This is a genomic window from Rhodanobacter sp. KK11 (assembly GCF_033345435.1).
Classification (GTDB): domain Bacteria; phylum Pseudomonadota; class Gammaproteobacteria; order Xanthomonadales; family Rhodanobacteraceae; genus Rhodanobacter.
Map to the genome: position 1 here is coordinate 623,085 of NZ_JAWPMI010000005.1, position 14,581 is coordinate 637,665.

Here is a 14,581-nt window from a genome sequence, read left to right on the forward strand (position 1 = left end):
TACTCCATGCGTCCATCGAAGTTCGTCGTCATAACCGCAGTACTCGGGCTGGTCCTGGCCGCCTGCGGCAGGGAAAAGTCACCGGAGGAACAGCGCCAGGAGGTAGCCGCGGAAATGAAGGCCGTTACCGACAAGATGAAGAACCTTTCTTCCGACCCCGAGCAGGCCGCCGCCGAAATGCAGGCCCTCGCCAAAGACCTGGAGGCGCGCGCCGAACGCTCCGCAAGCAGCCAGAGCGAGCCGGCCGCCGACGTGTGTGCCTTTCTGGCACCGGCCGATGTCGAGGCACTGATCGGCGGGCCAGCCAAGAGCGAATCGATGCAGCGGATGGGCTCGTCCTGGGGCGGCTGCAATCTCGGCCCGGCGGAGCTGGACGCCAAAAACCTGGGCAAGGCACGCTTCCTGATGGTGAACATCCGCCCGGCCAACGAGTTCGAAGCGACCGTGGATTACCACCGCAAGAAGGGCGGGGTATCCGAGATTGCGGACCTGGACGGCCAAGCCTACCTGGACGGCAAGTCGCTGCTGTGGCAGCCATCGGGCAAGCCCTGGTTCGTGTTCGTCAGCGGCGGCCCGCTGGGCAAACAGGATCCCGCGTTCGCCGTGGATGCCGCCAAGCGAATGAAGCTATGAGCGCTGCCCTCCCGGTTTGCGCCGCGCCGCCGTCGACGCGACCTGCCAGGCACCCCACTCGTGCGGTATCGACGGCGCTGGTTACCGCCATCGCATTGGCTTGCTCCACCGCGACCCTCGCGCAGCAGGACCCCAAGGTCCGCGAGGTGCTGGAGGCGCAGCGACGCGGCCTGGAAGAAGGCGGCGACAAGATGAGGGACGGGGTGAGAAAGCTGGAAAATCCCGGCTCGCAGGGCATGGAGGGGCTGGCGGAAGGCATGGCCGACGTGGCCGAGGGCTTCTGCACGGCGGTGAACGCCAATGCCGATGCGTTCGCGGAACTGGGGATCGATTTTTCCGACATGGTCGCTTCCGCGGCCGGAGGGGAAAATGCCGCGAAATATTCGCAGGCGAAGGATGTGTGCGGCCAGATGCAGGCCGAGGCCGAAAGCTTCGCCCTGACCGGCTGCACCGACATCGTGGTGGGTTCACGTACCACGCTGACCGTCACCGCCGCCCGCGGCGGCGGCAGCTACCGCTTCAGCGACAACAAGCCGGGCGTGCTGAGTATCGCCACGCACGGCGCCAGCGCCACCCTGACTGCTACCGCACCGGGCATCGTCACCGTGAAGGCCGAGCGGACCGACAAGGCCAGGAGCCCGAGCGCATCGGAAGTGGTGTACAGCCTGGAGGTGAAATCGATCAACCGCGACAACCCCGTGCAGATGGGTCTGTACGACGCCAAAGGCAGGCCCATCAGCCACCACGACGTGCCGGTGGAAGTGGTGCCGCGCGGTGCGGCGCGCCGGGTCATCTACCGTCCCGCCAGCAACCTGCTTACTGCCGTCGGCGACGCCGACAGCACGCTCACCCTCCGCGCCAGCGCGCCGGGCAGGACCACGGTGCAGGCGATGACCACCTGCGGTCAGGCCACCGGCCCGACGCTGGAGGTGGAGGTCGTGCCCTGCACCGACGAGGTCAGGGCCGAGTTGCGCGCCGAGCGCGACAGGCTGCACAAGCGCCGCGACCGCATCCTCGCCGCGATCAGCGAGGTCCTCAACGACCCCGAGGTCGAGCGCGCCATGCGCGAGTTCGAGGGCCACGCCAACGACTTGGCGAAGAAGACCGCCGAGTTGATCGTGACCGCCGCCGGCGGTGTCCCGGGAACCAGTGGCCTGGCCAAGGCCGGGCAGGAAACCATGAAGACATTGGCCGACGTCGACAGTGTGGCCGAGCATCTGGTCAAGATGCGCGACGCGGCCAGCAACGGCGAGGTCGGCGGACAGCAGTGGAACGAGACCGCGCTCAAGGCCTATGGCGACGCCGTGGCCAACACCATCGATCTGCTCGCGAAGAAAGCCGTGGTGGGCCCTCTCAAGACCGCCATCGAAGCGGGCATGGCGGCACAGGACGTCGGCCAGGACATCGGCACCAGCATGGGTGCGGCCGATCGGCTCAAGGAACTGGATGCCCAACTCGACGCGGTGATCAAGGAGCTGGAAGACGTCTGGCGTCGCCTGGAATTGTGCAAGGACAAACGCACGCCGCCGGGGGATCCCTCCGGACCGGACAGTCCACCCGAAGCCGAGCCACCGGCGAAGCCGAATACCCGCACCGAGTTGCCGCCGGAAGAAGGCCGGCCGCCGCAACGGGCAAAGGAGGTCGAGGTCGGCGACAACGATGCGCCGGTGGACGTGGACAAACCCGGCGACACGGACACGCCACCCGAACCGCCCGGATCACCGGCCGGCGCCGCGACGATGGCGGGTCTGATGTTCGAGGAACAGTGCCCGGGCTGGGAGCCGGTGGCGGCAAAGCAGACGGGGGTCTTCACGACACTGGCCAACAACGTGGGCGCGCTGGGCCAATTCTTCGACACGCAGAAGGCACAGGTGCTGGAGCCGCTGGCGAAGCAGCTGGAAGGGACTGAGCAGGCGCTGCAGCTGTTCGTCGGAGCGAAGGAGCTGCCTGCGGAGCAACAGCTGGCCCAGTTGAAGCAGGTCAGCGCGCTGCTGGGGCAATACCGACCGGAAAAGCTCGCCGGATTCGCCCCGGGCCTGGCGGCCTTGTCGACCCAATCGCAGGCCTGCTCCGGGCTGTTGCGCAACTCGTTCGAACTGAAGATCGAGGAGCTGCGCACACGGTATTGATCGACACGGCTCTTCAGGAGCAAGGCGGTTGAACGGCCGCCCCATCCGCCGGCGCGGCCGACGCCGTGATGATTTTCCACGCCGGGAATGCGGGTTTGGGTCCGGCGTAGAGCAGCGTTGCCTGCCGGGCGCAGCTCAAGCGGCCAGTGGCGCTGGTACGAGCGCCACTGGCCCAGGTCCCGCTGCGAACTCCTCGATACGATACAGCCGCGTGAACAGCCCACGGTAACCGCTCGCTGCATCAGCCCTCGACCATGCCGCACTGGCTCATGCCGGGCAGTTGACGGCAATAGTCGTCGGCCTCGGCCAGCAGCCACGCGCGGAAGGCCTGCAGGCCGCGATGCTCCAGCGAACGCGGCGGGTACACCAGCCAGTACGCCTCCGCCACCGGCAGGTAGTTGTCGCCCAGCACCTGCAGCCGGCCGGCGTCGATCAGCGACTTCGAGGTCACCATCCGCCCCAGCGCCACGCCGAGCCCTTCCAGCGCCGCATGGCGCAGTGCGTCGAGGCTGTCGAACTGCGCCACGTAGCGCTTCGGCCGCGTGCCGCCGTAGCGGTCGAACCAGTCGTTCCAGCGCGTCGACGGCTGCGGCTCGCCGAGCAGCGGCCAGCGCGACAGCTCGCACGGATCGGCGTCGCCCATGCGCGCCACCAGCTCCGGCGCCGCCACCGGCGCGATCCATTCGCCGAACAACCGCTCGCTGTGCAGGCCGGCCCATTCGCCGCGACCGTAGCGCAGGGCGACGTCCACCGGTTCGCGCTCGAAGTTCACCAGGGTCGACGTCGATTGCAGGCTGAGCTCCAGCTCCGGATGCGCGGCGACCAGCCGCGGCAACCGCGGCACCAGCCAGCTCGACAGGATGCCCGGGCTGGCGCTGAGCGTGAGCGCGTCATGGTGGCGCGTGCGATAAGTCGCCAGCGCATGCTCGATGCCGTCGAAATGCCCGCCGACCGCGTCGAGCAGACGACAGCCCTCGGCGGTCAGCTTCACCCCGCGCGGGCCGCGCTCAAACAGGCGCCGCTCCAGGCGTTCTTCCAGCTGGCGCATCTGGTGGCTGAGCGCGCTCACCGTCAGGTTTGCCTGCGTCGCGGCGCGCGACAGATTGCCCTCGCGGGCGACCTGCACGAACTGCTGCAGCAGGCCCAGCGGCAGTTTTCCCATCTTGAATATCCCTCAAGCCTGACTTGCGAATATATCGCTTTTTGGCGGCCTGTGGCGCGCGTATCTTGAGCTCTCCCCAAGCCACAAACCCTCCCAAGGAGGCTTCCCCATGAACTCGCTGTGGAAAGATCTGCTGTTCCTGCATGGCCATCTGGTGCACAAGGACGACCTGGACTGGCGCCCGGAGCCGCAGCCCGCGCCGCGCCCGGCCAACGACACCGCCGGCAGCGACGATGCCGCCAAGGCCGTGCGCCACGCGCTGGCGTGCTGCGCCGGCGTGTGGCCGCGGATCATGGCCCCGCGTTGAATGCCATCGGCTTGAATGCCGCGCAGATGCAGCCACTTGGAAGAGGGCGCGCGCGATGATCGGAGCGCGCGCCAATTCCCCGTTCGCTGCCATCGGAGGCATGCCATGCAAAAACGTCCGCTCGGCCACTCGCCGCTTTCCATCGCCCCGCTCGCCTTCGGCGGCAACGTGTTCGGCTGGAGCGTGGACGAGAGGCGCTCGTTCGAACTGCTGGATGCCTTCGTCGACGCCGGCGGCAACCTGATCGACACCGCCGACGTCTACTCCGCCTGGGTGCCGGGCAACGCCGGCGGCGAATCGGAAACCATCATCGGCAAGTGGCTGAAGAAGAGCGGCAAGCGTGATCGCGTGGTGATCTCCACCAAGGTCGCCAAGTGGGCCGAGCACCCCGGCCTGTCGCCGGTGAACATCCGCCAGGCGGTGGACGGTTCGCTGCAGCGCCTGCAGGTCGATTGCATCGACCTGTACCAGGCGCATCAGGACGACGCCAGCGTGCCGATGGCGGACACGCTGGGCGAATTCGCCCGGTTGATCGAGGCGGGCAAGGTGCGCGTGATCGGCGCGTCGAACTTCGGCGCCGCCCGCTTCGCCGATGCGCTGGCCGTCTCGGAACAACACGGCCTGCCGCGCTACGAGAGCCTGCAGCCGGAATACAACCTGGTCAGCCGCGCCGGCTACGAACAGGAGCTGGAGCCGCTGATCCGCCGCGAGGGCATCGGCGTGATCAGCTACTACGCGCTGGCCAGCGGCTTCCTCAGCGGCAAGTACCGCAGTGAGGCCGACCTGGCCAAGAGCAGCGCGCGCGGCGGGGCGGTGAAGAAATACCTCAACCCGCACGGCCTGCAGGTACTCGCCGCACTCGATGCGGTGGCTGCCGCGCATGGCGCCACGCCTGCCCAGGTCGCACTGGCTTGGCTGATCGCGCGCCCCGGCCTCACCGCGCCCATTGTCAGCGCCACCAGCGTGGAACAGCTGCGCGAACTGCTCGGCGCCACCTCCCTGCAGCTGAGCGACAACGAGATCGCGCAGCTCGACCTGGCCAGCGCTTGATCACCGCAGGGCGGGCCGTGCCCGCCCTGCAAAGCGGTTCACTCCGGCGCTTCGACCTGGCAGCCCTCGGCCCGCAGCGCGTAGGGCGGGCACCGCCCGCCGCCCTCCATGGCCGCGTCACGTAAAGCAAAGAGCCGGCGGGCCGTGCCCGCCCTACGAAAAGCTGGTCACTCCGGCGCGTCGACCTGGTAGCCCTCGGCCTGCAGCGCGGCCAGGTAGCCATCCGGTTTCAGCAGTTCGTCCATCGGCAGCAGCGCGAAGGTCTGCGCGTTGCCGGCCAGCGCCTTGCGCGCGGCGGCCAGCCACGTGGCGCGCTGTTTCGCCGGCACGTCGTCGAGGCCGAGCGCCTGCGCGAAGCCAGCGCCGGTGATGGCCGCCACGCAGGCGTCGCGGCGATCGCTGTCGGGCAGTTCGCGCAGCGCCTGCAGGTCGCCGGTGGCCCAGGCATTGGCGCGCGCGGTCATCGCCGGCAGGTCATGCTGCACGCTGTCGAGGGTGCGGATGAAACAGGTGACGTCGTGCGGCGCGGCCTGCTTGAACGCCTTGATCGCCGCGCGCGGGTGTTCGATCAGCACGGGGTAGTCGGTCGGCAGCTCGGGCACGCCGTGGCGCTTGGCCAGCGCGTCGATGTTCGCCTTGATCCCGCCGGAGCGGCTCAAGCCATTCGCCTTCAGCGCCTTGCGGTACAGCTCCTGCGACGCGAACAGCGGCCGCCAGCGTTCGATGCCGCGGTCGTCGCCGAGGTATTTCTGCTTCAGCACCTGCCAGCGCGCATACACCGGCGGCGGTAGCACCTGTTGCAGGGTTTCGCCATCGGCGTTCTTGCGCGCGCTGTAGGCCGAAGGCAACAGGAACAGCTTGCCGAGGAAGCCGACGTCGGCCTTCAACTGCACCGAAGGCTCCAGCAGCACCTGCTGCGAGGCGGCGATCGCCTCTTCCACCTCGCGCGATTGCCACTGCATCGCGCGCGGCAGCGGCGACTGCGTGCCGAGCACCCACAGCACGTGGTCGCCCTTGCTCACTTTCCACAAACCGGGACCGGGCTGCACGCCGCTGACCACCACGGCGGGCAGTTCGGCCACCTGCGGCGGTGGCGCGGCGGCCGATTGCGCGAATACCGGCATCATTCCGCCCAGCGCGAACAGGAAAGCCACGTGCAACAGACGCATCGGATCGCTCCAGGACAAACGCCGGGCATTGTGGCAGGGCGATGCTGAGCCGCAGGTGGCCGGCGACATCCCGCAAACGAAACGGGGTGCCATGCAGCACCCCGTTCCGTGACGCGTGGTCAGCGCCTCACGCCGACAGCTGCACCAACGCGGCGTTGAACGTCGCACTGGGCCGCATCGCCGCACTCACCCTGGCCATGTCGGGGTGGTAGTAGCCACCGATGTCCACCGGCTTGCCCTGCACGCGCACCAGTTCGTCGACGATGGTCGCCTCGTTCTCCGTCAGCGCTTTCGCCAGCGGTGCGAACTTCGCCTTCAGCGCGGCGTTGACGTCCTGCGCGGCCAGCGCCTGCGCCCAGTACAGCGCCAGGTAGAAGTGGCTGCCGCGATTGTCGATGCCGCCGAGCTTGCGCGAGGGCGACTTGTCGGTGTCGAGGAACTTGCCGTTGGCCTGGTCCAGCGTCTTCGCCAGCAGCTCCACCTCGGCGCTGCCGTGGCGGTTGCCCAGGTGCTCCAGCGAGGCGGCCAGCGCGAGGAACTCGCCCAGCGAATCCCAGCGCAGGTAGTCCTCTTCCAGGAACTGCTGCACGTGCTTGGGCGCCGAGCCGCCGGCGCCGGTCTCGAACAGGCCGCCGCCGGCCATCAGCGGCACGATCGACAGCATCTTCGCGCTGGTGCCCAGCTCCATGATCGGGAACAGGTCGGTGAGGTAGTCGCGCAGCACGTTGCCGGTGACCGAGATGGTGTCCAGGCCCTGGCGGATGCGCTCCAGCGAGAACTTCGTCGCGGCCACCGGATCCATGATGCGGATGTCCAGGCCGCTGGTGTCGTGGTCCTTCAGGTAACGCTCGACCTTGGCGATCACCTGGCGGTCGTGCGCACGCTGCGGGTCCAGCCAGAACACCGCCGGCGTGTGCCGCGCACGGCTCACCGCCAGCTTCACCCAGTCCTGCACCGGCGCATCCTTGGTCTGGCACATGCGCCAGATGTCGCCGGCCTCGACCTCATGCTGCAGCAGCACGTTGCCGGCCTCGTCGATCACCTTGACCACGCCGTCGCCGGCAATCTGGAAGGTCTTGTCGTGCGAGCCGTATTCCTCGGCCGCCTGCGCCATCAGGCCCACGTTCGGCACGCTGCCCATGGTCGCCGGGTCGAACGCGCCGTGCGCCTTGCAGTCGTCGATCACCGCCTGGTAGACGTCGGCATAGCAGCGATCCGGGATCACCGCCTTGACGTCCTGCAGCTGGCCCTGCGCGTTCCACATCCTGCCGGAGTCGCGGATCATCGCCGGCATCGAGGCGTCCACGATCACGTCGCTGGGCACGTGCAGGTTGGTGATGCCCTTGTCGGAGTTGACCATCGCCACGCCCGGGCGCTTGGCGTATTCGGCGTCGAGGTCGGCCTTGATCGCCGCCTGCTGCGCTTCCGGCAGCGCGCCGAGGCGCGCGTACAGGTCGCCGATGCCGTTGTTCGGGTTGAAGCCGATCTGCTTCAGCGCGTCGGCGTGCTTGGTCAGCACGTCCTGGTAGAACTCGCCGACCGCCACGCCGAACATGATCGGGTCGGACACCTTCATCATGGTGGCCTTCAGGTGCAGCGAGAACAGCACGCCCTGCCGCTTCGCGTCCTCTATTTGCGCGTCGAGGAAGGCGGCCAGCGCGCGGCGCGACATCACCGCGGCGTCGATGATCTCGCCGGCCAGCAGCGCGGTCTTCGGCTTCAGCACGCTGTGGCTGCCATCCTTGCCGAACCATTCGATGCTGATGTTGCCGGCCTGCTCCATCAAGGCGGACTTTTCGCTGCCGTAGAAGTCGCCACCGTCCATGTGCGCCACGTGGGTCTTCGAGTCGTGGCTCCACGCGCCCATCTTGTGCGGATGCTTGCGCGCGTAGTTCTTCACCGAGGCCGGCGCGCGGCGGTCGGAATTGCCCTCGCGCAGCACCGGGTTCACCGCGCTGCCCTTGACCTTGTCGTAGCGCGCCTTGACGTCCTTCTCGTGCGCGTCCTTCGGCGCGTCCGGGTAATCCGGCAGCGCGTAACCCTGGCCCTGCAACTCCTTGATCGCCGCCTTCAGCTGCGGCATCGACGCACTGATGTTCGGCAGCTTGATGATGTTCGCCTCCGGCGTGGTGGCGAGGCGGCCCAGCTCGGCAAGGTCGTCGGCGATGCGCTGGCCTTCCTGCAGCACTTCGGGAAACAGCGCAATGATGCGCCCGGCCAGCGAGATGTCGCGCGTCTCCACCTTGATGCCGGCGGTGCCGGTGAACGCGGCGACGATCGGCAGCAGCGAGGCCGTGGCGAGGAACGGGGCTTCGTCGGTCAGCGTGTAGATGATCTTGGGCGTGCTGGACATTGTCGGTATGGACCTCGTGAGCTGCTGCGTTGGCCGCAAGGGCGCCGCGCCGCCGAAGGCCGGCGGCAGAGTGGTACAAGCCTCCCATTGTCGCGTTTTCGCCGAGGTGGGGAAAGCGCGACGCAGCCACGGCCCGCCACCTGCGGCAACGTACCGGGGTTCACACGCGACAGGAACGACGAGGGCGCGACATGGCCGCGCCCCGTTTCACCGACCGCTTCGCCGTGGCAGCTTACTTCACCGAGAAATCCTTGGTGGCGACGTGGTTGCCGTTCAACGATATCTCGACCTTGTAGTTGCCGGCCGGGAAACCGCCGGGCTTGCTGATCATGAACGCGGTGGTTTCCGGCCCCTTGGCGTCGAGGGTCTTGCTGTCCTCGTGCACGGTCTGGCCATCCTGGTAGGTCCATTTCGCCGCCAGCGTGGCGGTGCCGCTGCCGCCGGTGTCGACCGAAGCGTAAATGGTGTCGGTTGGCGCGAAGCTGGTGCCGCTGGCGAGGATCTTGTGGTTGGCGTCGACGGTCGAGCCCAGCTCCACCGAGCCGAACGTGACCGCGGCCGGCATGTCGCTCGCAGGCATCCCCATCGCCGTTGTGGCGGCGGGTGCGGGTGCGGGTGCAGTGGCGGCAGGCGGTGTGGTGGACGGCGCCGGCGCAGCCGCTTCCTCCTTCTTGCCGCAGGCGCTCAAGGCCAGCATCGCAGCCAGCGACACGGCGAGGATCAAGGGTTGGCGATTCATCTTCATGAGGGTATCTCCTGCTTCAGGATTCGGCGGGAATCTTCAGGACCTGGCCAACCCGGATCCGGTCCGGATCGGAGAGCTGGTCGCGGTTGGCGTCGAAGATCCGCTTCCACGCATTCGCGTTGCCGTAGAAATGTTTCGCGATCTTGCTCAGGTTGTCGCCGGCCACCACCGTATAGCTGGTGGCCTTGTCGGCGGTGGAGCCGACGTGCGACTGCACGTCGCTGAAATCCGCCTTCGGTGGTGCATCCGGCGCAGTGGATTCCACCCCGCCCTGCACATCGGAAAAATCGGGTTTGCCGGTCTCGTTGGCCATGAGCCCTGCCTCCGTCTCGGGAAGAGACGTAGTGATAGCCACTTTGCAGTCAACGCGTCGTGAGTGCACGGGCCGAGCATTCAGCCTGAAAACAAGCATCCAGCGCCGACGATCGTCTTCATTTGTCGGCGGGCCAATGGTCCGGCAAAAAGCATTCGCTTTACGCCATCCAGATTCCACGGTGCAATGCGGCAACCGATAACGTGGCAAGCCGCGAGCCAGCCACAGGGGTAATCTCTGTGCGTGAGACGCGGATCGCGCAGGTTGTACGCCGCTGCTGCGCCTGGGGAGATTTGATATGGACGAGATCGGCCCTACCGACCTCAAATCGATACTGCATTCCAAGCGCGCAAACATCTATTACCTGCAGCATTGCCGGGTGCTGGTGAACGGTGGCCGGGTGGAATACGTGACGGATCAGGGCAAGCAGTCGCTGTACTGGAACATTCCGATCGCCAATACCACCACGGTGCTTCTGGGTACCGGCACTTCGATCACCCAGGCGGCCATGCGCGAACTGGCCAAGGCCGGCGTGCTGGTGGGGTTCTGCGGCGGCGGCGGAACGCCGCTGTTTTCCGCGAACGAGGTCGATGTTGAGGTGGCCTGGTTCTCGCCGCAATCCGAATATCGCCCCACCGAATACCTGCAGGCTTGGGTGCGGTTCTGGTTCGACGACAACCTTCGCCTCGCCGCCGCTAAGGCCTTCCAGCACGTCCGTGCGCGGCGCATCGGCGAGGCATGGCAGCAACGCGCGCTGCGCGAATCCGGGTTCGCCGTGGATGGTGCCCGGCTCGTCGAACTGCTGGAACACACGCAGCGCGCCATCGATCTGGCACCGGACAATGTCAGCCTGCTGACCGAGGAGGCTCGCCTCACCAAGGCATTGTTCAAGCTGGCGGTGGACACCGTCGGCTACGGCGACTTTACCCGCGCCAAGCGCGGCACCGGCGGCGATCCGGCCAACCGCTTCCTCGACCACGGCAACTACCTCGCCTACGGCCTGGGCGCCACGGCGACCTGGGTACTCGGCCTGCCGCATGGTCTCGCCATCCTGCATGGCAAGACGCGGCGCGGCGGCCTGGTGTTCGACGTGGCCGATCTGGTGAAGGACGCCCACATCCTGCCGCAGGCTTTTCTCTCGGCCATGCGCGGCGACGAGGAGCAAGGTTTTCGCCAGAACTGCATTGAGGCGCTCACCCGCAGCGAAGCACTGGATTTCACGCTCGATACCTTGAAGGCCGTGGCAATGGACACGGCCGCGCTGGCGAGCGGGAAGCCCGCATGAACGTGCTGCTGGTCAGCCAGTGCGACAAGCGCGCGCTCACCGAAACCCGGCGCATCCTCGACCAATTCGCCGAACGGCGCGGCGACCGTACCTGGCAGACGCCGATTACCCAGGCCGGTCTGGATACTTTGCGGAAACTCTTGCGCAAGACCGCGCGCAAGAACACCGCCGTGGCCTGCCATTGGATACGCGGCGTCGATCACAGCGAGCTGTTGTGGGTCGTCGGCGACGCGCGGTGCTTCAATGGCGAAGGCGCGGTACCGACCAACACCACATCCAGCGACATATTGCGCAAGGGCGACGAGAACGACTGGCACAGCGCGCAGGACATTCGCCTGCTGGCCCAGCTCGCGGCACTACTGCACGACCTTGGCAAGGCTAGCGTGGCGTTCCAGCAGCGCCTCGTTGGCAAGCTCGACGAGCGCAACCGCTACCGTCACGAATGGGTATCGCTGCGGCTGTTCCTGGCCTTCGTGGGCAAGGACGATGATGCCGGCTGGCTGGGCCGCCTCGCCAGCGAAGCGGAAGGCAACGATGCCGACTGGACGGCACCGGGCCGTTACCTGCGCGACGGTGTGGATGCGGGTATCGAGCGCACACCATTTCGCGCTCTCGCCACGCAGGCGCCGCTTGCGGCGGCGATCGGCTGGCTGATCGTCACCCATCACCGCCTGCCGCTCGTCCCCGTATCCAGGCCGGACGACAACGGCCAGGACTGGCTGGGCAAGCGCTCGGGCCGCTTCGAGCTGGCCTGGCTGGAAACCCCGCTGGCGCAAGTCGCCCACGACTGGAACGAGATCGACCAGCACTCCACGACGGAACAAGCCTTGCCGTACTGGCAGCTGGCGGGCGAGCTTCCCGCCATGGCCCTCGCATGGCGCACGCAAACCCGGCGCGTCGCCAAGTCCTTGCTGCAGCTTCGTGCACAGCGCGATGCGGATTGGCTGGGCAATTCCTACGCGATGCATCTGGCCCGGCTCGCGCTGATGCTGGCTGACCATCACTATTCCAGCCTGGGCGCGGACGACCAGAGCAATCCGGCGGCCGAGCGAACACGTTTCGTGCAAGCGGATCAGCGCGTGTTTGCCAACACCCGCAAGGACAGGCAGGGGAAAACGCGGCTCAACCAGTCGCTGCTGGAGCACCTCCTCGGCGTCGGCCATACCGCCAGCCTGATCGCCCATGCGCTGCCCAATTTCGAGCGCCACTTGCCTCGCCTCGCCAACCACCGCGGCCTGCGCAAGCGCAGCGGCGACGCGCGCTTTGCGTGGCAGGACAAGGCCTTCGACGCTGCCACTGGCTTGCGCGAGGCGGCCCGCGAGCACGGCGCCTTCATCGTCAACATGGCCTCCACCGGCTGCGGCAAGACGCTGGCCAACGCCCGGATCCTGTATGCCCTGGCCGACCCGCAACTCGGCCTGCGGATGAGTTATGCGCTGGGGTTGCGCACGCTCACCTTGCAGACCGGACACAGCTATCGCCACGACCTGCACTTGAACGATGACGAGCTGGCGGTGCTGGTGGGTGGATCGGCCAGTCGCGCCCTGTTCGAACATTACGAAGCGAAAGCCGAAGCCAGCGGCTCGGCGTCCGTGCAGGCGCTGATCGAGGAAGACAGCCACGTGCTCTACGAGGGCAACGTGACGAACCACCCGTTGCTGTCGCGTGCACTGGCCGACCCCGAGATCCGCAAGCTGATCTCCGCGCCGATGCTGGTATGCACCGTCGATCACCTCGCCCCCGCCACCGAATCGCTGCGTGCCGGCCGCCAGATCGCGCCGATGCTGCGGCTGATGAGCAGCGATCTGGTGCTCGACGAACTGGATGACTACGAGCTCGACGACCTGCCCGCGCTGACCCGGTTGATGCACTGGGCCGGCCTGCTCGGCAGCCGCGTGGTGCTGTCCTCGGCCACCCTGCCGCCGGCCCTGGTGGAGGGCATGTTCATGGCTTATCGCGCCGGTCGCCGCCACTACCAGCGCAACCGCGGGCGCGATGGCGGTGCCCAGCGGTCTGTCGAGGTGCCTTGCCTGTGGACGGACGAATTCGGGGTGCAAGCCGACACCCTTGCCAATGCCGACGGCTTCGCCGCAGCCCATGCAGGTTTCGTCGAACGCCGCGTGGCCAAGCTGCAAGCCACCGAACCCTTGCGCCTCGCCGAGCTGCTGCCGATCGACATCGCCGCCAGACAGCCTGAGCGCATCCACGCCGAGTTCGCCGGTCACGTACGCGACGCCTGCCTGCGCCTACACCGCGATCACGCCCACCCCGATCCCGTCACCGGCAAGCGCGTCAGCTTCGGCCTGGTGCGCATGGCCAACATCGACCCGATCTTCGACGTGGCCAGCAGGCTCTACACGCAGGCCGCGCCAGAGGGCACACGCGTCCATCTGTGCGCGTATCACGCCCGCTTTCCGCTGGCGCAGCGCTCGGCCATCGAAGCCATGCTGGATGCCGCGTTCAACCGGCGCAACGAGGACGCGGTATGGCAACTGCCGCAGATCCGGCGCGCACTCGATACGCACCCCGAACCCGACCAGCTGTTCGTGGTGCTGGCATCGCCAGTGTGCGAAGTGGGCCGCGACTGGGATGCCGACTGGGCAGTGGCCGAGCCGTCTTCGATGCGCTCGCTGATCCAGCTCGCCGGTCGCGTACAGCGCCATCGGCGCATGCCCCCGCAAGCACCCAACGTGCTGGTGTTCGACACCAACCTCAAAGGCATCGAACGGCGTGAAGGCCGCCAGCCGGTATTCACTCGCCCCGGCTTCGAGACCGAACGCGACAACGGCCGTTTCCTGCTGACCAGCCACAGCCTGCGCATGCTCCTGGCCGAGAACGAATACCGCCACCTCGACGCCCAGCCGCGCATCCGGCCGCGTGCGCTCGAGCTGCAGCCACGCGAGCGCTGGGTGGATCTGGAACAGGCGCGCATCCGCGCCGCCATGCTGCCGATGCCGCCTGCGCCCACCCCCCGCTCCACACGCCGCGGCGCAGCACCAGCCCTCCGACTGGAACGCGACTACGCGCCCGCGGCCTGGGAACACCCTCAGGCCGCGCTTGCAGGCGTACTGCCGCAACAGCAACCGTTCCGCCATGACGAACAACCTGGCACCACGCTGGCATGGCTGCCCGATGGGGATGAAGACGGTCTGCTACCGCATCGCGTGGAAGACGCGCCGGGCAGTCGCCGCGGTGAAAAGCTCTACGTCTCCGCCAGGGAGCTGCTTCACGAGGTCGTGTTGGACGTTGCGCCCGGCATCAGCTGCTGGGGCGAGTTCGACCTGCCGTCGCTGGTGGGCGAACAAGCCGAAGCGCAGGACCTGCCGCTCGATCTTGCCGCCCGCAGGTTCACCACCGTGGAAGTGCCTTCTCTCAAAGAGAACCATCAAGGCTGGCGCTGGCACCCATGGCTCGGCTTCACCAGACAACGCTGAG

Annotated in this window: 11 protein-coding genes; 6 read left to right on the top strand and 5 right to left on the bottom strand. The window is 67.4% G+C overall.

What is annotated here, in order from left to right; all coding sequences use genetic code 11:
- Window positions 1-6: 6 nt before the first annotated feature.
- Together R5H19_RS16290 and R5H19_RS16295 are read left to right on the top strand one after the other, a co-directional pair.
- Window positions 7-633 carry a hypothetical protein gene (locus R5H19_RS16290; RefSeq protein ID WP_318160093.1) on the top strand — a complete coding sequence of 209 codons (627 nt, stop codon included), beginning with the start codon at window positions 7-9 and terminating at the stop codon, window positions 631-633.
- Window positions 528-2,762, top strand: coding sequence for a hypothetical protein (locus tag R5H19_RS16295; protein ID WP_318160094.1), 2,235 nt, complete (start codon window positions 528-530; stop codon window positions 2,760-2,762). The genes R5H19_RS16290 and R5H19_RS16295 overlap by 106 nt, the downstream gene beginning before the upstream one ends.
- Before the next feature lie 241 nt (window positions 2,763-3,003).
- Here the strand turns inward: R5H19_RS16295 and R5H19_RS16300 are convergent, their stop codons facing one another.
- Window positions 3,004-3,924 (bottom strand): LysR substrate-binding domain-containing protein, encoded by a 921-nt coding sequence (locus R5H19_RS16300; protein ID WP_318160095.1) that lies wholly within the window; start codon window positions 3,922-3,924, stop codon window positions 3,004-3,006.
- A gap of 109 nt (window positions 3,925-4,033) precedes the next feature.
- Between R5H19_RS16300 and R5H19_RS16305 the strand changes: the two genes are divergently transcribed.
- Together R5H19_RS16305 and R5H19_RS16310 are read left to right on the top strand one after the other, a co-directional pair.
- On the top strand, window positions 4,034-4,231 hold the full coding sequence (locus R5H19_RS16305; RefSeq protein WP_318160096.1) for a hypothetical protein: 198 nt from the start codon (window positions 4,034-4,036) through the stop codon (window positions 4,229-4,231).
- A 105-nt stretch (window positions 4,232-4,336) separates the two neighbouring features.
- Window positions 4,337-5,281, top strand: a complete 945-nt coding sequence (locus tag R5H19_RS16310) for an aldo/keto reductase (RefSeq protein WP_318160097.1) — start codon at window positions 4,337-4,339, stop codon at window positions 5,279-5,281.
- Between the two features lie 167 nt (window positions 5,282-5,448).
- Here the strand turns inward: R5H19_RS16310 and R5H19_RS16315 are convergent, their stop codons facing one another.
- From R5H19_RS16315 to R5H19_RS16330, 4 genes are all read right to left on the bottom strand, one after another.
- A complete protein-coding gene (locus R5H19_RS16315; protein WP_318160098.1) occupies window positions 5,449-6,450 on the bottom strand; it encodes a TraB/GumN family protein in 1,002 nt (333 codons plus the stop codon).
- Between the two features lie 127 nt (window positions 6,451-6,577).
- Window positions 6,578-8,803, bottom strand: a complete 2,226-nt coding sequence (locus R5H19_RS16320; protein ID WP_318160099.1) for an NADP-dependent isocitrate dehydrogenase — start codon at window positions 8,801-8,803, stop codon at window positions 6,578-6,580.
- Window positions 8,804-9,035: 232 nt separating this feature from the next.
- A complete protein-coding gene (locus R5H19_RS16325; RefSeq protein WP_318160100.1) occupies window positions 9,036-9,548 on the bottom strand; it encodes a hypothetical protein in 513 nt (170 codons plus the stop codon).
- 16 nt (window positions 9,549-9,564) lie between these two features.
- On the bottom strand, window positions 9,565-9,861 hold the full coding sequence (locus tag R5H19_RS16330; protein WP_318160101.1) for a LysM peptidoglycan-binding domain-containing protein: 297 nt from the start codon (window positions 9,859-9,861) through the stop codon (window positions 9,565-9,567).
- A 298-nt stretch (window positions 9,862-10,159) separates the two neighbouring features.
- Here R5H19_RS16330 and cas1f point away from each other — a divergent pair, with 298 nt between their 5' ends.
- The gene (gene cas1f / locus R5H19_RS16335) at window positions 10,160-11,146 is read left to right on the top strand and encodes a type I-F CRISPR-associated endonuclease Cas1f (RefSeq protein WP_318160102.1); all 987 of its coding nucleotides are present in this window, start codon (window positions 10,160-10,162) and stop codon (window positions 11,144-11,146) included.
- Window positions 11,143-14,580 (top strand): type I-F CRISPR-associated helicase Cas3f, encoded by a 3,438-nt coding sequence (cas3f, locus tag R5H19_RS16340; RefSeq protein WP_318160103.1) that lies wholly within the window; start codon window positions 11,143-11,145, stop codon window positions 14,578-14,580. Before cas1f ends, cas3f begins: the two co-directional genes overlap by 4 nt.
- Window position 14,581 lies beyond the last annotated feature (1 nt).

Coding starts and splice junctions, on each gene's coding strand:
- R5H19_RS16290 (WP_318160093.1), top strand. CDS start 7: ATGCGTCCATCGAAGTTCGTCGTCATAACCGCAGTACTCGGGCTGGTC.
- R5H19_RS16300 (WP_318160095.1), bottom strand. CDS start 3,924: ATGGGAAAACTGCCGCTGGGCCTGCTGCAGCAGTTCGTGCAGGTCGCC.
- R5H19_RS16305 (WP_318160096.1), top strand. CDS start 4,034: ATGAACTCGCTGTGGAAAGATCTGCTGTTCCTGCATGGCCATCTGGTG.
- R5H19_RS16310 (WP_318160097.1), top strand. CDS start 4,337: ATGCAAAAACGTCCGCTCGGCCACTCGCCGCTTTCCATCGCCCCGCTC.
- R5H19_RS16315 (WP_318160098.1), bottom strand. CDS start 6,450: ATGCGTCTGTTGCACGTGGCTTTCCTGTTCGCGCTGGGCGGAATGATG.
- R5H19_RS16320 (WP_318160099.1), bottom strand. CDS start 8,803: ATGTCCAGCACGCCCAAGATCATCTACACGCTGACCGACGAAGCCCCG.
- R5H19_RS16325 (WP_318160100.1), bottom strand. CDS start 9,548: ATGAAGATGAATCGCCAACCCTTGATCCTCGCCGTGTCGCTGGCTGCG.
- R5H19_RS16330 (WP_318160101.1), bottom strand. CDS start 9,861: ATGGCCAACGAGACCGGCAAACCCGATTTTTCCGATGTGCAGGGCGGG.
- cas1f (WP_318160102.1), top strand. CDS start 10,160: ATGGACGAGATCGGCCCTACCGACCTCAAATCGATACTGCATTCCAAG.
- cas3f (WP_318160103.1), top strand. CDS start 11,143: ATGAACGTGCTGCTGGTCAGCCAGTGCGACAAGCGCGCGCTCACCGAA.